Genomic DNA, 24,793 nt, shown 5'->3' with positions numbered 1-24,793 from the left:
CTGTTCCACCTTCGCCATCCAAGGAGCCCACCATGTCCCGCAGAGTCCTGATCGTCGACGATGCCCTGGCCGATCGCAGCAACCTCGAGCGCATCGTTTCGGCGGCCGGCCACATCGCCCTGCTCGCCGACTCCGGCCTGCAGGCCGTGGAACGCGCCAAGCGCGACAAGCCGGACCTGATCCTGATGGACGTGAACATGCCAGACATGGACGGCTTCGCCGCCACGCGCCGGCTGAAGGCCGACGAGGCGACCAAGAACATCCCGGTGGTGTTCGTCACCGGCAAGAACCAGAAGGCCGACATGGCCTGGGGCCAGATGCTGGGCGCCAAGGGCTACGTCACCAAGCCCTACAGCGCCGAGCAGATCCTCGCGCAGCTGAGCGCCTAGGGGCCCGCGCGATGGCTGTGCAGCCGCGGCCGGTCCCCCTGCTCGCGCCGACGCAGGCGCTGCTGCGCGGCTTCGTGTTCGAAGCGGCGCCGGCCAGCGCGGCGGCGGCCGGGCCGGACGCAGCCGAGCGGGGACCGCTGCTGCGCGAGGGATTCCGCATCGGCGACCTGCACCTGATGATCCGCTACGAGGACGGCAGCGAGCTGACGGACCTGCCGCCCGTCTATCGGCTGCCGCGGGCCCCGGCCTGGTTTCTCGGCATGGCCAACCTGCACGGCGCGCTGGTGCCGGTGTTCGACCCGGCCGGGCTGTTCGGCGTCGCCCACGATGCGGCGGCCAAGCCGATGCTGCTGGTGCTGGGACACGGCGACGAACGCGCCGGCGTCGTCATCGACGGCCTGCCGGTGCGGCTGCGCGTGGCCGCCGATGACCTGGTCGAGAACGCCGCGCTGCCGGCGCGACTGGCGGCCTGCGGCAACGGCAGCTGGCGCAGCGGCGGGGCCGACTGGCTGGACCTGCAGGTGCCGGCGCTGCTGTCCCAACTGAACGACGACCTCGCCGCCGGCGCGGGCGCATGACGACAACACGACTGGAGTGCTGGAATGAAACTGGACCTGAAGATCCGAACCAAGCTGGTGATCGCCTTCGGCGGTTTGCTGGCCCTCACCGGCCTGTTCGCCGGGGTGGCGGCGTGGGAGATGAGCGAGCTCAACACGCTGCAGAAGCAGACCCAGGGAAAGACCGCGATGCTGGCGCGCGCCGACAACGCGATGTGGGAATTGCGGTTCCACCTGGCGCAGTACGTGCTGTACCCGGACGCGGCCAACCGGCAGCGGATCAACGAGGCCGGCCCCAAGCAGCTGGCGATCGCCGAAGACAACTTCAAGGCCTTCGCCGCCATGGAAGGCCTGACGCCGGAAGAAGTGCAGGGGCACAAGCGGATGGTCGAGGCTTACGCGGTCTACAAGGAAAAGCGCCCCACCTGGTTCGAACTGGTCGACAAGGGCAAGCTCGAAGAGGCCTCGGTCTATCGGGCCACGCAGACCAACCCGGCGGCGGCCGCCACCGTGAAGGCGCTGGGTGAGCTGCTGGACACCACCACGCGCAGCGATGCGCAGCGGCGCGAGCAGCAGCAAAAGACCGGCGACATCCTGCTGGCGATCGCCGCGACCGTCATGCTGCTGGCCACCGGCGCGGCCGCCTATTTCCTGTGGCGCGACGTCAGCCGCCCGCTGCAGCGCCTGCAGGACACCATCGACAAGGTGGCGGCCGGCGACCACGACGCCCGGGTCCAGCTGACCACCGACGACGAACTGGGCCAGGTGGCCAAGAACTTCGACCGGATGCTGGACGAACGCATCGCCGCCCAGCGCGCCGCGGAGGAGGAAAACCTGCGGTTGAACAACTCGGTGATCGCGATCCTGGAATCGGTCAACCTGCTGTCGCAGCGCGATCTCACGGTACGGGCTCCGGTCACGCAGGACGTGCTGGGCACCGTCGCCGACTCGATCAACGCGCTGACCGAGGAAACCTCCAAGGTGCTGACGGGGGTGAACCGGATCGCCTCGCAGGTGGCGCAGGCGTCGGGCAAGGTGCAGGAGCAGGCGGCGCTGGTGTCCAAGACGGCGCAGGACGAGCGCACCGGCGTGTCGCAGATGATCGAGTCGCTGGCCGACGCCACACAGACCATGAACCAGATCTCGGCGCTGGCCGAGCAGTCGAACGCCTCGGCCGAGCAGGCGACCGTGGCCACCGACACCGCGCTGGAGACGGTGACCGGCACGGTCAAGGGCATGGAATCGATCCGGGAGACCATCGCCGAGACCGAGAAGCGGATCAAGCGGCTGGGCGAACGCTCGCAGGAGATCTCGGGCATCGTGAACCTGATCAACACGATTTCCGAGCGTACCCACGTGCTGGCCCTGAACGCGTCGATGCAGGCGGCCGTCGCCGGCGAGGCCGGGCGCGGCTTCGCGGTGGTGGCCGAGGAAGTGCAGCGGCTCGCGGAAAGCTCGCGCAACGCGACGCAGCAGATCGCCACGCTGGTGAACAACATCCAGCTGGAGACCAACGAGACGATCAGCACCGTGAACCGCACGATCGGCCAGGTGGTGCAGGGTTCCGAGCAGGCGCAGAAGGCGGGCGAGCAGATGCGGCGCACGCAGGAGATCACCAGCCAGCTGGTGGCGCAGGTGAAGAAGATCGGCGCCGCGTCGGACGTGCAGAAATCGGTGTCGGCGCAGCTGCTCGGCTCGGTGCAGCGCATCGGCGAGAGCACCGAGCGCACCGCGCAGCAGATCGACGCCCAGAACGAGGACACCGAGACGCTGCTGCAGTCGGCGCGCCGGCTGGTCGAATCGGTGAACGTGTTCAAGCTGCCGCTGGCCGCGTGACGGCGCGGCACGAGGAGGGCGCGTGAAACTCGACGAGCTCATCGCCGCGCTCGCGGGCGAGGTGGAGGCGGCCCAGCCGAGGCTGGCGCGCAGCCTCGACCAGCTGGCGGCGCTCGAAGGCGAAGACCCGGCCTTCATGGACGCGCTGGAGCAGTACAGCGGCCAGGCCCAGCGCATGGGCGAGGCGTCGGAACTGGCGGGCTTCCCCGGCCTGCAGGCGGTGTGCAACCACGTGCTGGAGAACATGCTCGTCATCCCGATGCTGCCGCCGGACGAGCGCGGCCCGCTGGTGGAGTTCCTGCGCGGCTGGCCGCCGCTGATCGTGCAGTACCTGCGCAACGTCGGCGATCCGTCGGCCGCGGCCGGCCTGGTCGACCACCTGGTGCGGGCGCCGTATCCGCTGGAGGAGGACCAGTCGCTGAAGGTGATGCACATGCTCGGCGCGATGCCGCAGCAGGCACAGCCGGAGCCGCAGCCGGCGCGGCCGGTGCTGGCCACGGCGCAGGACGTGGCGCTGGTCATGCCCGAGGACGTCGACCAGAAGCTGCTGGAGGGGTTCTTGCACGAGGCGCCGCAGCAGGCGCGCTACCTCGTCGACCTGGCGCGCAACATGGTCTCGGGACAGGGCGACAGCTCCGACCTGGTGGCCGCGCGCCGGGTGGCCCACACGCTCAAAGGGTCGGGCGCGATCATCGGCCTGCGCGGACTCGCCTCGCTGGGGCACCATTTCGAGGACATCCTCGACCACTTCGAGCGTGCCGGGGGCCAGGTCGCGAAACCCGCCGCCGACGCGCTGCTCGACGCGGCCTACTGCCTGGAGCAGATGGTGGGCCACGTCGCCGGGGCCGACGACTACCCCGACCAGGCGCAGGCGGTGCTGCAGCGCGTGCTCGATCTCGCCAACCGGATCGACCGCGGCGAGTCGCTGGAGGTCGTGCTGGAGCGGGTGGCGCCGGCCGAAGACGCCGAGCCCGCCGCCGGCGCCGTTGCCGCGCCCGTCAGCCGGCCCGGCGCCCGCGTCGCCAGCCCCACGGCGTCGCCCACGGCCGCCCTGCGGGTGACGGTGGAGCGCGTGGACGAGCTGTTCCGGCTGGCCGGCGAGGTGTCGGTGCACAGCGCGGCGATGGAAGCGCACATCAAGCTGCTGCAGGACCGCTCGCGCGAACTGCTGGGGCAGAACCTGCGCGTGCAGAAGCGGCTGTTCGAGCTGGAGACGCTGGTCGACGCGCCGCGGCGGGCGCGGGCGCGCCATGGGGCGCGCGTCCCTGGCCACGTGGTGTTCGATCCGCTCGAGATGGACCAGTTCAGCGAACTGCACGGCACGGCCCATGCCCTCATGGAAGAGGCCGCCGACGCGCGGGCGCTGGCGCAGCGGCTGGAAGAGGGCATCGCCGGCCTCGGCGGGGTCCAGCTGCGCCAGCAGCGCCTGGCCAAGGACCTGCAGCACCTCGTGATCGGCACCCGCATGACCGCCGTCGGCGGCATCGAATCGCGCCTGCAGCGCAACGTCCGCTCGACGTGCCAGGCCACCGGCAAGCAGGCGCAGCTGGTGCTCGAAGGCGGCGACACGCAGGTCGACAGCGACCTGCTCAACCGGCTGACCGACCCGCTGCTGCACCTGCTGCGCAATGCGGTGGACCACGGGCTGGAGTTTCCCGACGAGCGCGCGGCGCTGGGCAAGGACCCGGCCGGACGGATCACCCTGGCCTTCGCGCGGCAGGGCCAGCAGGTGGTGCTGCGCTGCGGCGACGACGGCCGCGGCCTGGACCTGCCGGCCATCCGCCAGCGCGCGGTCGATCGCGGGCTGGTGGCGGCCGACCAGGTACTGTCCGACGAGGAGGTCTCGCGCCTGATCCTGCTGCCCGGCTTCTCCACGTCGCAGGCCGTGAGCGAGGTGTCGGGGCGCGGCATCGGGCTGGATGTCGTGCGCGAATGGGCTGCCGGCATCGGCGGCACGGTGCGGATCGAATCGGCGCCCGGGCGCGGCTGCACCGTCGAGCTGCGCTTTGCCGCCTCGCTGTCCACGATCCAGTCGCTGGTGGTGGAAGCGTCGGGGCAGCGGTTCGCGCTGGCGTCGCAGCACATCGAGCAGGCGGTGCCGCGCGGCGCGGGCCGCTTCGAGCCGGTGGGCGAGGGCCTCGCCTATCGCCACGGCCAGCGGGTGCTGCGCGCCGTCCGGCTGGCGCAGGCCTGCGGACTGCCGCTGGACGCCGACAAGCCGTGGGCGCATTACGACGCCGTGATCGTGCGGGTCGATGCCGAGACGATGGCGCTGGCCGTCGATCGCCTGGTCGACTCGCGCGAGCTGCTGGTCAAGAGCCCGGGCCGCTACGCGCGGCACATCCGCGGCGTGGTCGGGCTCTCGGTCCTGGGCGACGGCGGCGTGGCCGTGAACCTGGACCTCGCGCAGCTGCTGGCGGGCGGCGCCGCGCAGCGCGCCGCCCCGGCGCCGGCCGGCATCGCCGCGCCGCAGAAGGCGCTGCCGGGGGTGCTGATCGTCGACGACGCGCTGTCGGTGCGCAACACGCTGGTGCAGCTGGTCCAGGACGCCGGCTTTCGCGCCGAGGCGGCCCGCGACGGCGTCGACGCGATCGACGCGATGCGGCTGTTCAGGCCGGACGTGGTGCTCACCGACCTCGAGATGCCCAACATGAACGGCATCGAGCTGACGACGCACATCCGCTCGCGCGACGACCTGAAGGGACTGCCGGTGATCATGATCACCTCGCGCTCGCAGGAAAAGCACCGCCGCCTGGCGACCGAGGCCGGCGTCGACAGCTACATCACCAAGCCTTACAACGACGGCGAGTTGTTGCACACCATCCGGCAGGCGCTGGCGGCATGAGGCGGCGGCGATCGACCGGGCGCGCCCGCACCACAGGAGTTGGGTCATGACCATGCACACGGGCCCGATCGCCGACGCCGATGCGGCCCGGGTCGCGCACGCGGCGCTCGATGCCGCCGGCGCCGACGAGGCGGGCGGGCTCGACTTCCGCTCCGCGGTGGACGCGCACCAGCAGTGGCGGCTGCGGCTGCAGGCGGTGGTCGAGGGACGCTCGCGCGAACAGCTCGATCCCCGCCTGGTCGGCCGCGACGACCAATGCGCGCTCGGTAAATGGATCCAGGGCGACGGGGCGCGCCGCTTCCGTGGCCAGCGCCACTTCGCCGAGCTGCGCGCCAGACACGCCTACTTCCACGTGTGCGCCGGCCGCGCGCTGGTGCTCGCGCAGTCCGGGCACCGCGAGGCGGCGGCCGCCGAGATCGGCCCGACCGGCGAATTCACCCGGCTCTCGCGCGAGCTGCTGCGCGAGCTGACCAGCCTGTTCCTGCGCATCCGGGGGGCGGCCGCTTGAACGCCGCCCCAGCGCCGTCCGGCGGCAACTTCGTGCTGCTGCGCGCGGGCGCGTTGCGGCTGCTGTTGCCGCAGTCCGACGTCGGACCGGCCCAGCACATGCAGGGCCAGCCCGCGCCGCTGGCCGGCCGGCCGGGCCTGTTCGAGCAGGTGCAGGACGGCGCGACGCGGACCGTGGCGGCGCTGTCGGACCGGCTGCGGCCGCTGCAGGTCTTTCCGGGCGGCCGGTTCGTGCTCACCACGCTGGCCACCGCGGCGGCCGGCGAGCTGCGCTTCGCGTGGGACGAAGTGCGGGTGCTGATCGGCGCCCGGCTGGAGCCGAGCCCCTTGCCGGCGGCCATGCGCAGCCGCGGCGGACCGATCGACGGCTACGTGCAGCTCGACGGCGAGCTGCTGCTGTGCACGACGGCGCAACGCGTGCTGGCCTTCGCGGCCGGCCCAGGAGAGTGAAGTGAATGAACTGGAGTGGCCGCCGGATGCCGGCGCGGCGCCGGGGCCGCACGAACCCGACGGCCTCGAACCGCGCGCGGCGGCCCGCTTGCTGGAATACCGACGCGGCGCCTGCGTCGCCTTCGCGGCGCACACCACCATCGCGCTGATCGACAGCCCGGCCGTGGTGCCGGTGCCCGGCGCGCCCTATTACTGCGTCGGCCTGATCGAGTGGCAGCAGCGGCAGCTGCCCCTGATCGACCTGCACACCCTGCTGCGCGCGTATCCCGACGGCGAGCCGCCGCCCACCGGCCATGCGCTGGTGCTGGCCTACCAGGCGGCGCCGGGCCAGCCGCTGGAATACGGCGCCGTGTGCGCCCGCTCGCTGGTGCAGATGATCGAGGTCGCGGACAGCCAGGCCTGCGAACTGCCGACCGACAGCGACCTGTGGCCCTGGATCGCGATCTCCTGCTTCGAGCACGAGGGCCGGCCGGTGCCGGTGATCGACACGGCGCGCCTGTTCGGGGAGCCGCAATCGTGAAGCATCGCAGCCACGGTCCGGCGGACGGGTCCGAGCCGGAAGAGCCGGCGCCGCACCACCGGTATTCGTTCGAGGACGGGGCGCGGCTGCTCAGGTCCGAACTGGCGCTGCCGGAGCTGTCGCCGGGGGAGGCCTTTCGCATCGTGCCGTTCATGAAGCTGACGCTGGCGCGGCCGGACTCGGTGCTGTTTCGCGCCGGCGGTCCCGGCAGCCAGTTCCTGGTGATGCTGATGAGCGGCGACGCCGTCGTCGAAGGCTGCAGCAGCGGCGGCAAGGACTGGATGGTGCTGCGCACCCTGGCGCCGGGCAGCCTGTTCGGCGAGATGGGGGCCATGGACAGCATGGCGCGCTCGGTGGTCGTGCGGGCCACCTCCGCCACCTGCCTGGCGACGCTCGACGAGGACGGGCTGATCCGGCTCACCGCGCACGATCCGGTGCTCGCCTGCACCCTGCTGCGGGCGATCCTCGCCCACATGACGCGGCGGCTGCGCGCGGCCAACAACAAGATCGAAACGCTCAACGAGATCAACCAGGCGCTGCGCGCCGAATGGCACGCCGAGATCAGGTCCGATCTGGCGGCGCGTGCCCGGCTCAGCGTGCTGATGAAGCTGGAAGGGCAGCTGGCGGCCAGCGGCAACGACAGCCGGCCGTCGGTCCGCAAGCTGGCCTGAACGGCTGAGCGGAACAACCCGGTCCGGCGAAAGTTGCCGGGGCGCCGCCGGTTTGGTGCAAAATAGAACGACCGTTCGTTTTATTCCGCATCAGCCATGCCAGTCACTCCCTTGCCTGCCCCGTCGCCGCGCCCGGTGCGGCGCCGCGGCGGCCCGCAGAAAGGGCAGCAGACGAAGGCCGCCATCGTCGACGCGGCCCTCGGCCTGGCCACCCAGATCGGCCTGGAGGGCCTTTCCATCGGCGCCCTGGCCGAAGTGACCGGCATGAGCAAGTCCGGGGTGTTCGCGCATTTCGGCTCGCGCGAGGAACTGCAGATCTCCGTCATCAACGAGTACCACGCGCGGTTCGAGGAAGAAGTGTTCTATCCCGCGATGCAGGAGCCGCGCGGCTTGCCGCGGCTGCGGGCGCTGTTTCGCAACTGGATGAACCGCACCTCGGTCGAGATCGACTCCGGCTGCCTGTACATCAGTGGCGCCGTGGAATTCGACGATCGCTCGGGCCCGGTGCGCGACGCGCTCGTGGACTCGGTCAAGTCGTGGCTGGCCGCGCTGCGGCGCGCCATCCAGCAGGCCAAGGAGGAAGGCCACCTGCGCGCCAACGCCGATGACCAGCAACTGGCCTTCGAGGTCCACGGCCTGATCCTCGCCCTGCACTACGAAGCCCGGCTGCTGCATACGCCGGGCTCGATCGAACGCGCCACGGCGGCCTTCGAGAACCTCCTGAAGCTGCACGGGGCGCGCAGCGGCCCGGCGGCGGCGGCGCCCGATGCGGCGGCCACCAGAATTTCCACCAGAACCACCAAGGCTTAAGGAGCCTCCCCATGCCAACCTACACGCCGCCGCTGCGCGACATGCAATTCGTCATGCACGAAGTCTTCCGGGTCGCCGACGAATTCAAGGCCATCCCACGGTATGCCGAGGCCGATGCGGAGACCATCAACGCCGTCCTCGAGGAGGCCGGCAAGTTCGCGGCCGAAGTGACGTTCCCGCTCAACGGCACCGGCGACGTCGAGGGCTGCACGCTCGACGCCGCGACCCATGAAGTCAGGACGCCGGCCGGTTTCAAGGAGGCGTATGCCAAGTACGTGGAAGCGGGCTGGCCCGCGCTGAGCTGCGACCCCGAGTGGGGGGGCCAGGGCCTGCCGCTGGTGGTCAACCAGTGCTTCTACGAAATGCTGAACAGCGCCAACCAGTCGTGGACGATGTATCCGGGCCTGACCCACGGCGCGTACGCGGCCCTGTCCACGCACGGCACCGACCAGCAAAAGCGCACCTACCTGCCCCGGATGACCAGCGGCGAATGGACCGGCACCATGTGCCTGACCGAGGCGCACTGCGGCACCGACCTGGGCCTGATGCGCACCAAGGCCGAACCGCAGGCCGACGGCAGCTACCGCATCACCGGCAACAAGATCTTCATCAGCGCCGGCGAGCACGACCTGGCGCAGAACATCATCCACCTGGTGCTGGCGCGGCTGCCGGATGCGCCGCCCGGCATCAAGGGCATCAGCCTGTTCATCGTGCCGAAGTTCCTGGTGAACGCGGACGGCAGCCTGGGCGCGCGCAACCCGATCTTCTGCGGCGGCCTGGAACACAAGATGGGCATCCACGGCAACGCCACGGCGCAGATCAACATCGACGGCGCCACCGGCTGGATGGTGGGCCAGCCGAACAAGGGCATGCAGGCGATGTTCGTCATGATGAACGCCGCGCGGCTGGGCGTCGGCAACCAGTCGCTGGGGCTGACGGAAGTGGCCTACCAGAACGCGCGGGCGTACGCCAAGGAGCGCATCCAGATGCGCTCGCTGTCCGGCCCCAAGGCCAAGGACAAGCCGGCCGACCCGATCATCGTGCATCCCGACGTGCGCAGGATGCTGTTGACTGCCAAGGCCTATGCCGAAGGCGGGCGCGCGCTGCTGGTGTTCTGCTCGGTGCTGCTCGACAAGGCGCATTACCACCCCGACGAGAAGGTGCGCAAGGAAAGCGACGAGCTGCTGTCGCTGCTGACGCCGATCGCCAAGGCCTTCACCACCGACAACGGCCACGTCGCGACCAACGCCTGCCTGCAGGTGTTCGGCGGCCACGGCTACATCCACGAGTGGGGCATGGAGCAGTTCGCGCGCGACAACCGCATCAACATGATCTACGAGGGCACCAACACGATCCAGTCGCTGGACCTGCTGGGCCGCAAGATCCTGGGCAACAACGGCGCGACGCTCAAGAAGTTCGGCAAGCTGGTCGCCGCCCTGGTGGAAGAGGAGGGCGTGAACGAGCAGATGGCCGAGTTCATCAATCCGATCGCCCAGCTGGGCGAGCAGATGACGAAGTTCACGACCGAGATCGGCTTCCGCGGCATGATGAACGCCGACGAGGTCGGCGCGGCGGCCGTCGACTACCTGCGGGTGGCGGGCCATCTGGTCCACGGCTACCTGTGGGCGCGCATGGCGCAGGTGGCGCTGCGCGAGATCGAGAAACAGCGCGCCGCAGGCGGCGAGGGCCACACCGACCCGTTCTACGGGGCCAAGCTGCAGACCGCGCGGTTCTACTTCGCCAAGCTGTTCCCGGAGACGGCGATGCTGATGCGCACGGCCCGCGCCGGCGCCAAGCCGCTGATGGACACCGACTTGGCGCTGGCCTGACGGGGGCGGGCCATGTACCAGGAACGTGAAGCGCGCGCGGCCGAGGCCGGCGCGCAGCCAGACAAGGGGAATCGGATGCAGCGCTTCCAGGTGAGGAAGGTGGCCGTGCTCGGCGCCGGCGTGATGGGCGCGCAGATCGCGGCCCATCTCGTGAACGTGAGGGTCCCCGTCGTCCTGTTCGACCTCGCCGCCAAGGACGGGCCGAAGAACGGCATCGTGGCGCGGGCGGTGGAGGGGCTCAAGAAACTGAAGCCTTCGCCGCTGGGCGTACCCGAGGACGCGGCGCTGATCGGCCAGGCCAATTACGACGAGCATCTGGAGCAGCTGCGCGACTGCGACCTGATCATCGAGGCGATCGCCGAGCGGATGGACTGGAAGCTCGACCTGTACCGGCGGATCGCGCCGTTCGTCGCGCCGCACGCGATCGTCGCCTCCAACACCTCCGGCCTGTCGATCGGCAAGCTGGGCGAAGCGCTGCCCGAGTCGATCAAGCCGCGCTTTTGCGGCATCCACTTCTTCAACCCGCCGCGATACATGTATCTGGTGGAGCTGATCGGCACCCCGGCGACCGAGCCGGCCATCCTCGACCAGCTCGAGGCCTTCGTCACCAGCGGCCTGGGCAAGGGCGTGGTGCGCGCCAAGGACACGCCGAACTTCATCGCCAACCGCGTCGGCATCGCCGGCATGCTGTCGACGATGCGCGAAGTGGAGAAGTTCGGCCTCACGTACGACGTGGTGGACGACCTGACCGGCAAGAAGATGGGCCGCGCCAGTTCAGGCACCTTCCGCACCGCGGACGTCGTGGGCCTGGACACCATGGCCCACGTGATCAAGACGCTGCAGGACACGCTCAGCGCCGAGACCGATCCGTTCTATGCGAGCTTCGCGACGCCCGAGGTGCTCAAGACGCTGATCGAGCAGGGACATCTGGGGCAGAAAACCAAGGCCGGCTTCTACAAGAAGGTCGGGCGCGACGTGCTGCGGTTCGAACCCGAATCGGGCGAGTACGTGCCGGCCGGCGCCGAGGCCGACGAGGTCTACGCCCGCATGCTCAGGAAGCCCGCCGGCGAGCGGCTGAAGCTGCTGCGCGAATCCAAGGGGCCGCAGGGCCAGTTCCTGTGGGCCATCCTGCGCAACGGCTTCCACTACGCCGCGGTGCATCTGGCCGCCATCGCGCAGACCGCGCGCGACGTCGACTTCGCGCTGCGCTGGGGCTTCGGCATGAAGCAGGGCCCGTTCGAGCTGTGGCAGGAAGCCGGCTGGCTGCAGGTGGCGCAGTGGATCCAGGAGGACATCGCGGCCGGCAAGGCGCTGTCGGACGCGCCGCTGCCGGACTGGGTGTTCAGCGGCCCGGTGGCCGAGGCCGGCGGCGTGCACACGCCGCAAGGCTCGTTCAATCCGACCACGGGCCGGTTCGAGCCGCGCCGGTTGCTGCCGGTGCACGCGCGCCAGCTGTTCCCGGAGACCGTGCTGGGCAGCCGGGCGCCGGGTTTCGCGACCGCCGGCACCACGATCCACGAGGACGCGGGCATCCGGCTGTGGACCCTGGACGGCGAGGTGCTGCTGGCCAGCCTGAAGACCAAGATGCACGCGATCAGCCCCGAAGTCGCCGAAGGGCTGCAGCAGGCGATCGACCTGGCCGAGCAGCAGTACCAGGGCCTCGTGATCTGGTCGGGCGACGACCCGTTCAGCGTCGGCGCCGATCTGCAGGCGCTGATGCCCGCGTTCGCCGCCGTGGGCGTCAGCGCGATCGACGACGCCGAGCAGTTCCTGCAGCAGACGATGCTGCGGATGCGTTACGCCAGCGTGCCGGTGATCACGGCCATCCGGGGGATGGCCCTGGGCGGCGGCTGCGAACTGGCCCTGTACGCGTCGAAGCGGGTGGTCGCGATGGAAAGCTACATCGGGCTGGTCGAGGTCGGCGTGGGCCTGATCCCCGGCGGCGGCGGCCTGACCTACATCGCCCGGCGCGCCGCCGAGCAGCAGGCCCGCACCACGCACAAGGACCTGCTGCCGTTCCTGACCGAAGGCTTCACAGCCGCCGCGATGGCCAAGGTCGGCACCAGCGCGCTCGAATCGCGCAAGCTGGGCTACCTGCTGGACGACGACATCGTCGTGCCGAACAAGGACGAACTGCTGTTCGTCGCCATCAGCGAGGCCAAGGCGATGTTCGCCGCCGGCTGGCGGCCGCCGCTCAGGCGCCAGTTCGTCGTCGCCGGCCGCAGCGGCAAGGCGACGATCCAGGGCCAGCTGGTGAACATGCGCGACGGCGGCTTCATCAGCCAGCACGATTTCCACATCGCGTCGCTGATCGCCCATGTGGTGACCGGCGGCGACGTCGACGGCGGCACGCTGGTGAGCGAGGAATACCTGATGGCGCTGGAGCGCCAGGCGTTCTGCTCGCTGGTGACGAATCCGAAGACCCAGGACCGCATCATGGCGATGCTGTCGACCGGCAAGCCGTTGAGGAATTGATGTCATGAAACAGATCCAGGACGCCTACGTCGTCGCCGCCACCCGCACGCCCATCGGGCGGTCGCACCGCGGGTACTTCCGCCACACCCGCCCCGACGACCTGCTGGCCACCGTGCTGCGCTCGGCGCTGGCCCAGGCGCCGGGCCTCGATCCGCAAGCCGTCGAAGACGTGATCTGCGGCTGCGCGATCCCAGAAGCGCAGCAGGGCCTCAACGTCGCGCGGATCGGCGCCGTGCTGGCGGGCCTGCCCAAGAGCGTCGGCGGCGTGACGGTCAACCGCTTCTGCGCCTCGGGCCTGTCGGCAGTGCAGATGGCGGCCGACCGCATCCGCGTCGGCGAGGCCGACGTGATGATCGCCGCCGGCACCGAGAGCATGAGCATGGTGCCGATGATGGGCAACGCGCCTTCGCTGTCGCCGGCCATCTTCGCGAACCCGCAGGACCTCGAGAGTTACGGCATCGCCTACGGCATGGGGCTGACCGCCGAGAAGGTGGCGCAGCAGTGGAAAGTGAGCCGCGCCGCCCAGGACGAGTTTGCCTACCGGTCGCACATGAAGGCCCTGGCGGCCATGCAGGCCGGCGAGTTTGCCGACGAGATCACGCCGGTGGACGTGGCCGAGCGCTCGGTCGACCTGGCGGCCGCCCAGGTCAGCGTCAGCCAGCGCACCGTCACGCTCGACGAGGGCGCGCGGCCCGACACCACCGTGGAGGGGCTGGCCAAGCTGAAGACCGTCTTTGCCGCGCGCGGCAGCGTCACCGCCGGCAACAGCTCGCAGACCTCGGATGGCGCCGGCGCGCTGATCCTGGCGAGCGAAGCGGCCGTGCAGCGCTTCGGCCTGCAGCCGCTGGCACGCTTCGTGAGCTTCGCCGCCCGCGGCGTGCCGCCGCACATCATGGGCATCGGGCCCGTGGAAGCGATCCCGGCGGCGCTGCGCGGCGCCGGCCTGAAGCAGGAGGACCTGGACTGGATCGAGCTGAACGAGGCGTTCGCCGCGCAGTCGTTGGCGGTGATCGACACCCTGGGGCTGGACCCGGGCAAGGTGAACCCGCTGGGCGGCGCCATCGCGCTGGGCCACCCGCTGGGGGCCACAGGCGCGATCCGCTCGGCCACCGTGGTCCATGCGCTGCGGCGCCGCAAGCTGAAGTACGGCATGGTCACGATGTGCGTCGGGATGGGCCAGGGCGCGGCCGGCATCTTCGAGCGCGTCTGAGGCGCCCGGCCCCGCGCGGGACCGGGCGCGACGAGACCTCCCCGAGGAGGCAGCACGAAAGGAGACGATGCGACCCGAGGTCGTTCAGGTTGCCGATGGCACCAGGCTCGCCGCCTGCGTCTGGGACGCGGCCGGGCCGCCGCGCGGCAGCGTGGTGGTCGGCGGCGCCATGGGGGTGCCGCAGGACTTCTATGCGCCGTTCGCCCGCTGGCTCGCCCAACGCGGCTGGCGCGTCACCACCTTCGACTACCGCGGCAGCGGCCAGTCGCGGCCGGCGAGCGGCTCGCTCCGAGGTTTCCACGCCGACCTGTTCGACTGGACGCGCGACTATGCCGCCGTCATCGACCATGCCCAGGCCGCCCTGCCGCACCGGTCCTTGTACCTGCTGGGCCACAGCCTGGGCGCGCAGTTGCCGGGATTGCTGGCCAACCAGCACAAGGTCGACGGGCTGCTGAGCGTGGCGGCCGGCAGCGGCTACTGGCGGCAGAATGCACCGGCGTTGCGGCGGGTGGTCCTGATCTTCTGGTTCCTGCTGGTGCCCATCGCCACCCGGCTGTGCGGCTACTTTCCGGGACGCCGCCTGCGGGTGGTCGGCGACCTGCCGGCCGGCGTCGTGCTCCAGTGGCGGCGCTGGTGCCTGAATCCGCGCTACAGCGTGGGCGCCGAGGGCGAGGCGGTGCGCCGGCGCTACGCGAGCGCCCGCTTCCCGGTGCGCGCCCTGTCGATCGAGGACGATGAACTGATGACCGATCCCGGCATCCGCAGCCTGCTGGCCTTGTACGAAAACGCGCCGAGCGAGATCGAGCGCATCGTGCCGCGCCAGTTCGGCATCGCCCGTCTCGGCCACTTCGGCGCCTTTCGGCGCGAGCGCGAGGCCGACTTCTGGCCGCTGCTGGCGCAGTGGCTCGGCCGCTTCGAGCAGGCGCAGGCACGATGAGCGCCCATCCGTTCGACACCGCGATCGCCCTCGAACCGCAGGGCGAGGGCGCCTGGCAGGGGCACACCAGCCCGGCCTACGCCAACATGATCGGCCCGTTCGGCGGCATCACCGCGGCCCAGGCGCTCAACGCCGTGCTGCAGCATCCGCGGCGCCTGGGAGAGCCGGTCGCGTACACCGCGAACTTCTGCGCCCCGGTGGCCGACGGCCCCTTCCTGGCGCTGGCCCGGCCGGCGCGCACCAACCGGTCGACGCAGCACTGGATCGCCGAGCTGCGCCAGGGCGATCAAACGGTGCTCACCGCCACGGCCGTCACCGCGGTGCGCCGGGAGACCTGGGGCGCCACGGAAGTGCCGATGCCGCGCGTGCCGGGGCCGCAGGACCTGCCGCCGCCGATGCGCCGCGGCCGGGTCGAGTGGATCAACCGCTACGACATGCGCTTCGTCGAAGGCGGCTATCCCGCGGCCTGGGACGGAAGCCACGCCGAGGACAGCCGCACGCAGCTGTGGATGCGCGACGAGCCGCCGCGGCCGCTCGACTTCGCCTCCCTCGCCGCGCTGTCCGATGTCTTCTTCCCGCGGATCTGGCGCCGCCGCGCGACGCCGACGCCGATCGGCACGGTGTCGATGACGGTCTATTTCCACGCCGGCGCCGCGCAGTTGCGGCGCGCCGGCAGCGGCCATCTGCTGGGGCAGGCGCATGCGCACGGCTTTCGCGACGGCTATTTCGACCAGACCGCGCAGCTGTGGAACGAACCTGGCGAGCTGCTCGCCACCACCCATCAGGTCGTCTACTACAAGGAGTGAACAATGCCCTTCACGCACCGCACTGACCCGCCGTCGCTGCCCACGAGCGCGCCCCAGCCTGGCTGGGGCGGCCCGGCGGAGGCTTGAGCATGGACCCTTCCACCACCGCCGCGCCGGTCGCGCTGATCGTAGGCGCCGGCGACGCCACCGGCGGCGCGGTGGCCCGCCGGTTCGCCCAGGGCGGCTACACCGTCTGCGCGACGCGCCGCCGCGCGGACCAGCTGCAGCCGCTGATCGAGCGCATCCGCGCCGAGGGCGGGACGGCGCATGGCTTCGCCAGCGACGCCCGCAAGGAAGAGGCGGTGGTGGCGCTGGTGGAGCAGATCGAGTCGACGATCGGGCCGATCGAGGTGCTGGTCTTCAACATCGGCGCCAACGCGCCCAGCAGCATCCTCGACGAGACGGCCAGCCGCTATTTCAAGATCTGGGAGATGGCCTGCTTCGCCGGCTTCCTCAACGGCCGCGAAGTGGCGCGCCGCATGGTGGCGCGGCCGGGCGACGGCCATAAGGGCACGATCATCTTCACCGGCGCGACGGCCTCGCTGCGCGGTTCCGCCAACTTCGCGGCCTTCGCCGGCGCCAAGCACGGCCTGCGGGCGCTGGCCCAGAGCATGGCCCGCGAACTCGGACCGCGCGGCATCCACGTCGCGCACCTGATCGTCGACGCCGCCATCGACACCGCGTTCATCCGCGACAATTTCCCGCAGCGCTATGCGCTGAAGGCGCAGGGCGGCATCGTCGACCCGGAGCACATCGCGCAGACCTACTGGATGCTGCACCGCCAGCCGCGCGACGCCTGGACCCACGAGCTGGACCTGCGGCCCTGGATCGAAAAGTTCTGACGAGGAGCAGCCGTGGCACAGACCGTGGAATTCTGGTTCGACGTGGGCAGCCCCGCCGCCTACCTCGCCTTCGAGCGCCTGCCGGCGATCTGCCGGGCGGCGGGCGCCACGCTCGAGTGGCGGCCGATGCTGCTCGGCGGCGTGTTCCAGGCCACCGGCAACCATTCGCCGGCGACCATTCCGGCCAAGGGGCGCTATCTCTTCGCCGACCTGCAACGCTTTGCCGCGCGGCACGGCACGGCGTTCGCGCCGAACCCGCACTTTCCGATCAACACGCTCACGCTGATGCGCGGCGCCGTCGGGCTGCAGCTGCGCCAGCCGGCGCGATTTGTCCCTTACCTGGAGGCGGTCTATCGCGCGATCTGGGCCGAACGGCGCAACATGAACGACGGCGCCGTCGTCGCGGCCGTACTGCGCGAAGCCGAGTTCGATCCCGAAGCCGTGCTGGCGCTGGCCGCCGAGCCCGACGTGAAGGAACGGCTGAAGGCGCAGACGCAGGAAGCCGTGGCGCGCGGCGTGTTCGGCGCGCCGACCTTCTTCGTCGGCGGCGAGATGTACTGGGGCCAGGACCGGCTCGATTTTGTCAAGGAAGCACTGGAAGCATGAGCAACGAAATCCTGACCCACGTCGAGCGCGGCGTGATGACCGTCACCCTGAACCGGCTCGACCGCAAGAACTCGATCACGGCGGCGATGTACGCCGCGATGGCCGAGGCCCTCGGCAGCGCCGCCGCCGACGACGCCGTGCGCGTGCTCGTGTTCCAGGGACACGAGACCGTGTTCAGCGCCGGCAACGACATCGGCGACTTCCTGACCCAGCCGCCGGCCTCGCAGGACGCGCCGGTGTTCCGTTTCCTGCGCGGCCTGGGCACGTTCGCCAAGCCGCTGGTGGCGGCCGTCTGCGGGCCCGCCGTGGGCGTCGGCACGACCATGTTGTTCCATTGCGACCTGGTCTACGCGGGCGACAACGCCGCGTTCTCGATGCCGTTCGTCAACCTCGGGCTGTGCCCGGAAGCGGCGTCGAGCCTGCTGGTGCCGCAGATGCTGGGCTACCACCGGGCCGCCGAGGCGCTGCTGCTGGGCGAGCCGTTCATGGCCGAGGCCGCGCTGGAGGTGGGGCTGGTGAACCGCGTGCTGCCGCCGACCGAGGCGAACGCGTATGCGCAGTCGGTCGCGCAGAAGCTGGCGCACAAGCCCCTCAGTTCGCTGATGGAGACCAAGCGGCTGATGAAGCAGGGCCAGCAGCAACGGGTGCTCGAACAGATGGCGCTGGAAGGCGAAGTGTTCGCGCGCCTGCTCGGCGCCCCCGCCGCGAAAGAGGCCTTCGGCGCGTTCATGGAGAAGCGCAAGCCGGACTTCTCGAAGATGTAAGGCAGACCCAACAGCCGAACGCAGAAGACGCGAAGGAATCGCAGAAGACGCGGAAGAGACAATTCATGCCGGAGTGGGCGGGATGGTCATGGTCAAGGGCGGCGCGCGCACGCACCACCATTCTTCGGCTTCCTTCTGCGTGTTCTGCGTACTTCGCGTCTCCTGCGTTCGGCTGTTGGGTTGTTATTCCTGGAGTGACCATATGACGCTCAAAGGCAAGACCCTCTTCATCACTGGCGCCTCGCGCGGCATCGGCCTGGCGATCGGCAAGCGCGCCGCGGCCGACGGCGCCAATGTCGTGATCGCCGCCAAGACCACCGATCCCAATCCCAAGCTGCCAGGCACCATCCACACGGCGGCCGCGGAGATCGAAGCCGCCGGCGGCCAGGCGCTGCCGCTGCAGGTGGACATCCGCGACGAAGAAGCCGTGGTGAAGGCGGTGGCCAGCGCCGTCGAGACCTTCGGCGGGATCGACATCCTGGTCAACAACGCCAGCGCCATCAGCCTCACCGACACCGAGCACACGCCGATCAAGCGCTACGACCTGATGAACGGCATCAACGCGCGCGGCACCTACCTGTGCACCCAGGCCTGCCTGCCCGCGCTCAGGCAGTCCGCCGGCGCCGGCCGCCGGCCGCAGGTGCTCAACATGTCGCCGCCGCTGTCGATGCAGCAGCACTGGTTCGCGCCGCACACCGCCTACACCATGGCCAAGTACGGCATGAGCATGTGCACGCTGGGCCATGCCGGCGAGTTCGCCAAGTACGGCATCGCCGTCAACAGCCTGTGGCCGCGCACGGCGATCGCGACCGCGGCGCTGCAGATGATCCCGGGCGTCGACCTGAACCTGTGCCGAAAGCCCGAGATCCTGGCCGACGCGGCGTACCTCATCCTCACCGCCGACGAGGCCGCCAGCGGCAACTTCTACATCGACGATGAACTGCTCGCGGCCCATGGCGTCACGGACCTGGACCGGTACTCGGTCAGGCCAGGCACCAGGCGCTTCATCCCCGATTTCTTCGTCGATCCGATCGAACCGGCCGACCAGTCCGGCCCCGGTGGCGGGCGGTGAAACTCAGGAGCAGGGAGCGATCATGAACGATGAAAGCGGACGCGAGATCGTCAGCAGGCGTCTCATCGCGGCTTCGCCCGCGGCCGTGTTCGACGCCATCCGCGACCCCGGTCGGCTGGCCCGCTGGTGGGGGCCGGCCGGCTTTCGCAACACCTTCGAGACCTTCGAGTTTCGTCCCGGCGGCCGCTGGAAGTTCGTCATGCACGGACCGGACGGCACCGACCATCCCAACGAGAGCGTCTTCCGCACGATCGAACCCGGGGCGCGCGTGGTGTTCCAGCATCTGTCGGCGCCGCGCTTCACGATGACCCTCTCGCTCGAGGCGCGCGGCGCGGCGACCGAGTTCGGTTTTCGCATGCTGTTCGAGTCGGCCGAGGTGCGCGACGAGGTGGCCCGCTACGCGATCCCCGCCAACGAGCAGAATTTCGACCGGCTCGAAGCCGAACTGGCCCGTCACACCAGCCAAGGAGCCACGATGCCCCGCCAGATCTACGTCAACCTGCCGGTCCGCGACCTGGCGGCCACGAAGGCTTTCTTCACCGCGCTCGGTTTCAGCTTCCATCCGCAGTTCAGCAACGACCAGGGGGCGTGCATGGTGATCGGGGAGCACAGCTTCGTCATGCTGCTGGTCGAGCCGTTCTTCCAGACCTTCACCAAGAAGCCGGTGGCGGACGCGACCAGGAGCACCGAGGTGCTGGTCTGCCTGTCGTGCGCCAGCCGCGCCGAGGTCGACCAGCTCGTCGCCAAGGCGCTCGCCGCCGGCGGCACGGCGCCGCAGCCGCCGCTGGACCATGGGTTCATGTACGGCCATGGCTTCACCGACCTGGACGGCCACATGTGGGAGCTGACGTACATGGACCCGTCGGCGGTGCCGCCACGGGGCTGACGGCAGGGTTGCCGGCCGGTTCGCGCCGGCAGCGACCGCAGGTCCTAATTGGTGCCGGACCAGCTTCCGCCGGACGCCGGGGCCGCCTCGTACGTCGCCTCGCCGCGCGGCGCAACGCGGGCCGGCTGCGGCGTGTACTCGATCACCGGCGGGCCGCGGCGTTCGCTGCCCGCGGGGCCCTGGATGATGATCGCGGCGGGCCGCTCGCCGCGGCGCGCGCCGTCTTCCGGAATGGCGACCGGTGGCGGGCGGCCGCCGGTCGCGCCCTGGATGATGATCGCGGCCGGCCGGTCGCTCCGGCGGCTTTCCAGGTCCGGCTCGGGCTCGGCGCGGCGCCGGGATTCGACCGCGACGCTCGGCGGGGCGGCCGCGCGGCTGCGCTCGGTGTCCCACTGGAATTCGGGCTGGCGCCAGGCGCCGGGCGGACCGGACATGGTGTCGGTCGACGGACGCGGCGCCTCGGGGGCGGCCGCCGGCGCCGGGATCACCGCCACCGGGCGCGCCGGCGGCGGCTCCAGGATCGACCCCGGCTGCGAGCCCCCGGCCTCGGCGCCCGGCACCGTCGCCACCTGCGCTTCCTGCGGCTGGCTGCCGAACACGCCGCCGAGCCAGTCGTTCACCCGCCCGAACATCGAGCCGTCCACGTTCACCGGCTGCGGCTGCTGGTGCGGCGCCGCGAAGGTGGCCCGCGGATCGACCAGCTTGGCCTTCTGCGACTGCTGGAAGAAATCGCCGACGATCATCAGCGCGTTGCGCGAGCCCTGGCCCCAGGCGTCGTCGCGCATGGTGACGCGGTTGTCGTTGAAGCCGACCCAGGCGCCGCCCACCAGCTGCGGATGCATGAGGATGAACCAGCCGTCGGTGTAGTCCTGGGTGGTGCCGGTCTTGCCGGCCAGGTCGCCCTTGATGCCGAAGCGGCTGCGGATGCCGGCGCCGGTGCCGCGGTCGATCACGCCGCGCATCACGTCCAGCAGCGTCTGCGATGCCTGCATCGACAGGCCCTGCTCGCCGGCCTTCGAATGGAATTCCGCCAGCACGCCGCGATCGCGCGACTCGACCCGGGTCACGACCAGCGGCTCGACGTAGCTGCCGCTGTTCACGATGCTGCCGTACGACGCGACCATTTCCTTGAGCGTGACGGGACTGGTGCCCAGCGCCAGCGCGGGCACCGCGTCGAGCTTGCTGTCGCGCACGCCCATCGCCCGCGCCACCTGGGCGATGCGGGCCGGGCCGATGCGCTGCATCACCTGCGCCGTGATGGTGTTCTTGGAGTAGACCAGCCCGTCGCGCACGCTCATCGGCTGGCCGCTCGACCGCTCGATGTCGGTCGGCTTCCACACCGTGCGCGCGTCCAGCCGGATCTCGACCGGCGCGTCCACCAGCATCTCGTCGGGGCTGATGCCCTGCTCGAACGCCGCGCCATAGACGAACGGCTTGAAGGTCGAGCCCGGCTGTCGGCGCGCCTGGCTGACGTGGTCGAACTGGTCCTGCTTGAAGTCGCGGCTGCCGACCCAGGCCTTCACGGCGCCGGAGCCGGGCTCGATCGCCATGAAGGCGGCCTGCAGGCGCGTCTTGTCCTGCCACAACGCCTGGACGAACCCGGCATCGGCCTGGAGCTTCTTCAGGGCCTGCTCGTCGGTCGCGCCATGGTCGCGCTCGCCCTTGTACTGCGGCGTCTCCCGGATGAACGCCTGCAGCAGGGCCTTGTTGGCCCCCGGCTTCCAGGCCGCGCTCGCGGTCGCCTGCAGCCGGTCGGCCTGCCGCGCCAGCGACTCGGTCGCCAGCTGCTGCAGCCGCGAATCGATCGTGGTGCGCACCACCAGGCCGTCGGCGTAGATGTCGTGGCCGTTGCGATCGGCCCATTCGATGAGCCAGCGGCGCAGCTGCTGCGCCAGGTGCGGCGCCGGCCCGAGGTCTTCCTCCTGGCGCTCGAAGTCCAGCTTGAGCGGCTGCTGCTTGAGCCGCTCGAAGTTCGAGGGCGTCAGCTGCTGCTGCTTGACCATCTGCGCCAGCACCGTGTTGCGCCGCTGCAGCGACCGTTCGGGGTTGAGCACCGGGTTGTAGTAGCTGGTGCCCTTGAGCATGCCGATCAGGGTGGCGCTCTCCAGCACGTCGAGGCTGCGCGCCGGCTTGTCGAAATAGGTCCGGGCGGCCATTTCGATGCCGTAGGCGTTGTAGAGGAAGGGCACCGTGTTGAGGTAGGTCTCCAGGATGTCGTCCTTGCCGTAGACCGATTCGATCTTCAGCGCGGTGATCGCTTCCTTGATCTTGCGGGTGAGCGTCGGTGCCCGCCCCACGTCCTGCGGGTAGAGGTTGCGCGCCAGCTGCTGCGTGATCGTCGAGCCGCCTTCGCGGTCGCCGCCCAGGGTGTGCAGCGCCGCCGAGAGCGTGCGCTTGACGTCCATCCCGCCGTGCTCGTAGAAGCGGCGGTCTTCGGTCGCCAGCAGCGCCTTCACCACGTGGGGCGAGATGTCGCCCAGCTTCACCCACTCGCGGTTGACGCGCCGGAAGGTCGCGAGCTCCTTGCCGTCGGCGGACAGCACAACCGAGGGTTGCTGCGTCTTGACCTTGCGGATGTCGTTCACGCTGGGGGTGAAGGGCACCAGGGCCAGCACGTAGAGCAGGACCAGCGCCGGCAACGCGGCAGCGGCAATGAACGGGTGGCGGCGGATCGCGCCGCCCAGCCGGCGGCAGGAGACGGCCAGGAAGTCGGTGGCTCGCGCCAGTGCCTGTTTCATCGAATGCATGGGTCGTGTTGACGCCACAATGTAGGGTTGCACCCCGCGCGCGGCTGTAGGACGGGGGCGGCAAGCCGCCCGAGACAAGGCGCCGCGCCGCGCGCGCCGGCCGCCGACAGCCGCGCCGGCGGGGCGCGGCACCGTGGTAGGGTGCGTGGTTTTCGAGATGGAGCAGTTCGTGACGCCGCAGAAGGAAGACATTTCGATCAGCAACGAGACCGGCCGCCAGCGCTACGAAATCGCCGTCGGGGGCGAGCTGGCCGGCTTCGTCGACTACCGCTCGCAGGGCGGCACGCTCGACCTGGTGCACACCGAGGTGCTGCCGCAGTTCGAGGGGCGGGGGCTGGCGGGCCGGCTCGCGCAGTTCGCGCTCGAGGACGCGCGCCGGCAGGGCCTGAAGGTGGCGCCCAGCTGCTCGTACATCGCGCAGTACGTCGAGCGCCACCCGCAACACCGGACGCTGCTGGCGGGGGGCCCGGCGCGATGAGCGCCGTGCTGCAGTCGCCGGCGCCGTCCGCCGCGCCGCCATTCCAGGCGATCGCCGACCTGGTGCGCCAACACGCGGCGGCACGGCCGCAACAACGCGCCGTGGCGCAGGGCGAGCGCAGCGTCACCTGGGCCCAGCTCGACGCGATGGCCGATCGCGTCGCCGCCTCGCTGCAGCGCGACGGCGTGCGGCCGCAGCAGCGCATCGCGATCTGCGGCGCCAATTCGCTCGAGTACGTGGCCCTCTTCGTCGGCGGCCTGCGCGCGGGCGTGGCCGTGGCGCCGCTGCCGACCGGCGCGCAGCCGGCGCAGCTCGCGGGCATGGTGGCCGACAGCGGCGCCCGGCACTTCTTCGTCGATGCCGGGGTGCCGGCGATCGAGACCCAGGCGCGGCGCGTCTTCATGGACGGCTCGGCCAGCCCGTCGCTGCAGGACTGGCTGGCGCCGGCGGGCGCCAGGCCGCGGCCGGTGGCGGTGCGGCCGGACTGGGCCTTCAACATCATCTATTCGTCGGGGACCACCGGCACGCCCAAGGGCATCGTCCAGCCGCATGCCATGCGCTGGGCCCATGTCGCGCGGGCGCAGAGCTACGGCTACGGGCCGGGCGCGGTGACCATCATCGCCACCTCGCTGTGCTCGAACACGACGCTGGTCTGCTTCTTTCCCACCATCGCCAAGGGCGGCTGCGTCGTGCTGTGCCCGCCGAAATTCGACGCTGCCACCTACCTCGCCATCGCCGAGCGCGAGCGCGCGACCCACACCATGCTGGTGCCGGTGCAGTACCAGCGGATCATGGCGCTGCCCGATTTCGATCGGTACGACCTGTCGTCGTTCCAGCTCAAGTTCTGCACCAGCGCGCCGTTCCATGCCGACCTGAAGGCCGACATCCTCCGGCGCTGGCCGGGCGGGCTGATCGAGTTCTACGGCATGACCGAAGGCGGCGGCACCTGCATCCTGGAGGCGCACAACCATCCGGACAAGCTGCACACGGTGGGCCGGCCGCCGGAAGGGCACGACATCCGCGTGATCGACGAGAGCGAGCGCGAGCTGCCGCGCGGCGCCGTCGGCGAGGTGGTCGGCCGCTCGCCGTCGATGATGACCGGCTACAACAACCAGCCCGGGCTCACGCGCGGCGCCGAGTGGTACGACAGCCAGGGCCAGCGCTTCATCCGCACCGGCGACGTCGGGCGCTTCGACGACGACGGCTTCCTCACGCTGATGGACCGGCGCAAGGACATGGTGATCTCGGGCGGCTTCAACATCTACCCGAGCGACCTCGAAGCCGTGCTGCGCCAGCACCCGGGGGTGGCCGATGCCGCCGTGGTCGGCGTGCCGTCGGTGGAATGGGGCGAAACGCCGGTTGCCTTCGTCGTGCCGGGGCCGGCCGCCCCGGCGGAAGAAGCGTTGCGGATTTGGGCCAACCAGCGGCTGGGCAAGACGCAGCGGCTGGCCGACATCCGCTACCTGCCGGCGCTGCCGCGCAGCGACATCGGCAAGGTCCTCAAGCGCGAACTGCGCGAGCGCTACGCGGCGTCGCCCAAATGAACGTCACGATCG

22 protein-coding genes and 1 pseudogene are annotated in these 24,793 nt (G+C 70.6%); 22 read left to right on the top strand and 1 reads right to left on the bottom strand.

The window, feature by feature from the left end; all coding sequences use genetic code 11:
- Positions 1-32 precede the first annotated feature (32 nt).
- The 20 genes and pseudogenes from VNT59_RS19275 to VNT59_RS19180 all read left to right on the top strand — a co-directional run bounded on the left by VNT59_RS19275 (position 33) and on the right by VNT59_RS19180 (position 20,012).
- A complete protein-coding gene (locus VNT59_RS19275; protein ID WP_325501123.1) occupies positions 33-389 on the top strand; it encodes a response regulator in 357 nt (118 codons plus the stop codon).
- Between the two features lie 11 nt (positions 390-400).
- Positions 401-967, top strand: a complete 567-nt coding sequence (locus VNT59_RS19270) for a chemotaxis protein CheW (protein WP_325501121.1) — start codon at positions 401-403, stop codon at positions 965-967.
- 24 nt (positions 968-991) lie between these two features.
- Positions 992-2,782 carry a HAMP domain-containing methyl-accepting chemotaxis protein gene (locus tag VNT59_RS19265; protein WP_325501119.1) on the top strand — a complete coding sequence of 597 codons (1,791 nt, stop codon included), beginning with the start codon at positions 992-994 and terminating at the stop codon, positions 2,780-2,782.
- 22 nt (positions 2,783-2,804) lie between these two features.
- Complete coding sequence (locus VNT59_RS19260) at positions 2,805-5,627, top strand: hybrid sensor histidine kinase/response regulator (protein ID WP_325501117.1); 2,823 nt, start codon at positions 2,805-2,807, stop codon at positions 5,625-5,627.
- A 46-nt stretch (positions 5,628-5,673) separates the two neighbouring features.
- A complete protein-coding gene (locus VNT59_RS19255; RefSeq protein WP_325501115.1) occupies positions 5,674-6,135 on the top strand; it encodes a CZB domain-containing protein in 462 nt (153 codons plus the stop codon).
- A complete protein-coding gene (locus tag VNT59_RS19250) occupies positions 6,132-6,584 on the top strand; it encodes a hypothetical protein (protein WP_325501114.1) in 453 nt (150 codons plus the stop codon). The genes VNT59_RS19255 and VNT59_RS19250 overlap by 4 nt, the downstream gene beginning before the upstream one ends.
- A gap of 1 nt (position 6,585) precedes the next feature.
- Complete coding sequence (locus VNT59_RS19245) at positions 6,586-7,104, top strand: chemotaxis protein CheW (protein ID WP_325501112.1); 519 nt, start codon at positions 6,586-6,588, stop codon at positions 7,102-7,104.
- On the top strand, positions 7,101-7,775 hold the full coding sequence (locus VNT59_RS19240) for a cyclic nucleotide-binding domain-containing protein (RefSeq protein WP_325501110.1): 675 nt from the start codon (positions 7,101-7,103) through the stop codon (positions 7,773-7,775). The genes VNT59_RS19245 and VNT59_RS19240 overlap by 4 nt, the downstream gene beginning before the upstream one ends.
- 96 nt (positions 7,776-7,871) lie before the next feature.
- Positions 7,872-8,585 (top strand): TetR/AcrR family transcriptional regulator, encoded by a 714-nt coding sequence (locus VNT59_RS19235; protein WP_325501108.1) that lies wholly within the window; start codon positions 7,872-7,874, stop codon positions 8,583-8,585.
- Between the two features lie 11 nt (positions 8,586-8,596).
- Positions 8,597-10,414 (top strand): acyl-CoA dehydrogenase C-terminal domain-containing protein, encoded by a 1,818-nt coding sequence (locus VNT59_RS19230; protein WP_325501106.1) that lies wholly within the window; start codon positions 8,597-8,599, stop codon positions 10,412-10,414.
- A gap of 75 nt (positions 10,415-10,489) precedes the next feature.
- Positions 10,490-12,889 (top strand): 3-hydroxyacyl-CoA dehydrogenase/enoyl-CoA hydratase family protein, encoded by a 2,400-nt coding sequence (locus tag VNT59_RS19225; protein WP_325501142.1) that lies wholly within the window; start codon positions 10,490-10,492, stop codon positions 12,887-12,889.
- A 4-nt stretch (positions 12,890-12,893) separates the two neighbouring features.
- A complete protein-coding gene (locus VNT59_RS19220; RefSeq protein ID WP_325501104.1) occupies positions 12,894-14,099 on the top strand; it encodes an acetyl-CoA C-acyltransferase in 1,206 nt (401 codons plus the stop codon).
- 67 nt (positions 14,100-14,166) lie between these two features.
- A complete protein-coding gene (locus VNT59_RS19215) occupies positions 14,167-15,036 on the top strand; it encodes an alpha/beta fold hydrolase (protein WP_325501102.1) in 870 nt (289 codons plus the stop codon).
- Positions 15,033-15,842, top strand: coding sequence for a thioesterase family protein (locus tag VNT59_RS19210; RefSeq protein WP_325501100.1), 810 nt, complete (start codon positions 15,033-15,035; stop codon positions 15,840-15,842). Before VNT59_RS19215 ends, VNT59_RS19210 begins: the two co-directional genes overlap by 4 nt.
- A gap of 89 nt (positions 15,843-15,931) precedes the next feature.
- A complete protein-coding gene (locus VNT59_RS19205) occupies positions 15,932-16,684 on the top strand; it encodes an SDR family oxidoreductase (protein ID WP_325501098.1) in 753 nt (250 codons plus the stop codon).
- A 12-nt stretch (positions 16,685-16,696) separates the two neighbouring features.
- Positions 16,697-17,290 (top strand): 2-hydroxychromene-2-carboxylate isomerase, encoded by a 594-nt coding sequence (locus VNT59_RS19200; protein WP_325501096.1) that lies wholly within the window; start codon positions 16,697-16,699, stop codon positions 17,288-17,290.
- Positions 17,287-18,054 carry an enoyl-CoA hydratase gene (locus VNT59_RS19195; protein ID WP_325501094.1) on the top strand — a complete coding sequence of 256 codons (768 nt, stop codon included), beginning with the start codon at positions 17,287-17,289 and terminating at the stop codon, positions 18,052-18,054. Before VNT59_RS19200 ends, VNT59_RS19195 begins: the two co-directional genes overlap by 4 nt.
- A gap of 202 nt (positions 18,055-18,256) precedes the next feature.
- Positions 18,257-19,126 (top strand): NAD(P)-dependent oxidoreductase, encoded by an 870-nt coding sequence (locus tag VNT59_RS19190; RefSeq protein WP_325501092.1) that lies wholly within the window; start codon positions 18,257-18,259, stop codon positions 19,124-19,126.
- Positions 19,008-19,562, top strand: a pseudogene (locus VNT59_RS19185) (SRPBCC family protein); the annotation flags it as partial. The gene VNT59_RS19190 and the pseudogene VNT59_RS19185, both read left to right, overlap by 119 nt.
- 39 nt (positions 19,563-19,601) lie before the next feature.
- Positions 19,602-20,012 (top strand): VOC family protein, encoded by a 411-nt coding sequence (locus VNT59_RS19180; RefSeq protein WP_325501140.1) that lies wholly within the window; start codon positions 19,602-19,604, stop codon positions 20,010-20,012.
- 44 nt (positions 20,013-20,056) lie between these two features.
- Here VNT59_RS19180 and VNT59_RS19175 read toward each other — a convergent pair whose 3' ends face one another.
- Positions 20,057-22,759: a transglycosylase domain-containing protein gene (locus tag VNT59_RS19175; RefSeq protein ID WP_414708421.1), complete on the bottom strand. Its 2,703-nt coding sequence runs from the start codon at positions 22,757-22,759 to the stop codon at positions 20,057-20,059.
- Between the two features lie 145 nt (positions 22,760-22,904).
- Between VNT59_RS19175 and VNT59_RS19170 the strand changes: the two genes are divergently transcribed.
- Both VNT59_RS19170 and VNT59_RS19165 read left to right on the top strand, forming a co-directional pair.
- Positions 22,905-23,237, top strand: coding sequence for a GNAT family N-acetyltransferase (locus VNT59_RS19170; RefSeq protein WP_325501090.1), 333 nt, complete (start codon positions 22,905-22,907; stop codon positions 23,235-23,237).
- The gene (locus VNT59_RS19165) at positions 23,234-24,781 is read left to right on the top strand and encodes a class I adenylate-forming enzyme family protein (protein ID WP_325501088.1); all 1,548 of its coding nucleotides are present in this window, start codon (positions 23,234-23,236) and stop codon (positions 24,779-24,781) included. The genes VNT59_RS19170 and VNT59_RS19165 overlap by 4 nt, the downstream gene beginning before the upstream one ends.
- Positions 24,782-24,793: the final 12 nt, after the last annotated feature.

The organism is Ramlibacter sp., assembly GCF_035554825.1.
Taxonomy (GTDB): domain Bacteria; phylum Pseudomonadota; class Gammaproteobacteria; order Burkholderiales; family Burkholderiaceae_C; genus Ramlibacter.
Note: the sequence above shows the minus strand (reverse complement) of the source record. Positions and strands in the feature narration are given on the sequence as shown.

Coding starts and splice junctions, on each gene's coding strand:
- VNT59_RS19190 (WP_325501092.1), top strand. CDS start 18,257: ATGACGCTCAAAGGCAAGACCCTCTTCATCACTGGCGCCTCGCGCGGC.
- VNT59_RS19220 (WP_325501104.1), top strand. CDS start 12,894: ATGAAACAGATCCAGGACGCCTACGTCGTCGCCGCCACCCGCACGCCC.
- VNT59_RS19175 (WP_414708421.1), bottom strand. CDS start 22,759: ATGCATTCGATGAAACAGGCACTGGCGCGAGCCACCGACTTCCTGGCC.
- VNT59_RS19270 (WP_325501121.1), top strand. CDS start 401: ATGGCTGTGCAGCCGCGGCCGGTCCCCCTGCTCGCGCCGACGCAGGCG.
- VNT59_RS19165 (WP_325501088.1), top strand. CDS start 23,234: ATGAGCGCCGTGCTGCAGTCGCCGGCGCCGTCCGCCGCGCCGCCATTC.
- VNT59_RS19215 (WP_325501102.1), top strand. CDS start 14,167: ATGCGACCCGAGGTCGTTCAGGTTGCCGATGGCACCAGGCTCGCCGCC.
- VNT59_RS19225 (WP_325501142.1), top strand. CDS start 10,490: ATGCAGCGCTTCCAGGTGAGGAAGGTGGCCGTGCTCGGCGCCGGCGTG.
- VNT59_RS19210 (WP_325501100.1), top strand. CDS start 15,033: ATGAGCGCCCATCCGTTCGACACCGCGATCGCCCTCGAACCGCAGGGC.
- VNT59_RS19195 (WP_325501094.1), top strand. CDS start 17,287: ATGAGCAACGAAATCCTGACCCACGTCGAGCGCGGCGTGATGACCGTC.
- VNT59_RS19235 (WP_325501108.1), top strand. CDS start 7,872: ATGCCAGTCACTCCCTTGCCTGCCCCGTCGCCGCGCCCGGTGCGGCGC.
- VNT59_RS19265 (WP_325501119.1), top strand. CDS start 992: ATGAAACTGGACCTGAAGATCCGAACCAAGCTGGTGATCGCCTTCGGC.
- VNT59_RS19255 (WP_325501115.1), top strand. CDS start 5,674: ATGACCATGCACACGGGCCCGATCGCCGACGCCGATGCGGCCCGGGTC.
- VNT59_RS19230 (WP_325501106.1), top strand. CDS start 8,597: ATGCCAACCTACACGCCGCCGCTGCGCGACATGCAATTCGTCATGCAC.
- VNT59_RS19180 (WP_325501140.1), top strand. CDS start 19,602: ATGCCCCGCCAGATCTACGTCAACCTGCCGGTCCGCGACCTGGCGGCC.
- VNT59_RS19275 (WP_325501123.1), top strand. CDS start 33: ATGTCCCGCAGAGTCCTGATCGTCGACGATGCCCTGGCCGATCGCAGC.
- VNT59_RS19205 (WP_325501098.1), top strand. CDS start 15,932: ATGGACCCTTCCACCACCGCCGCGCCGGTCGCGCTGATCGTAGGCGCC.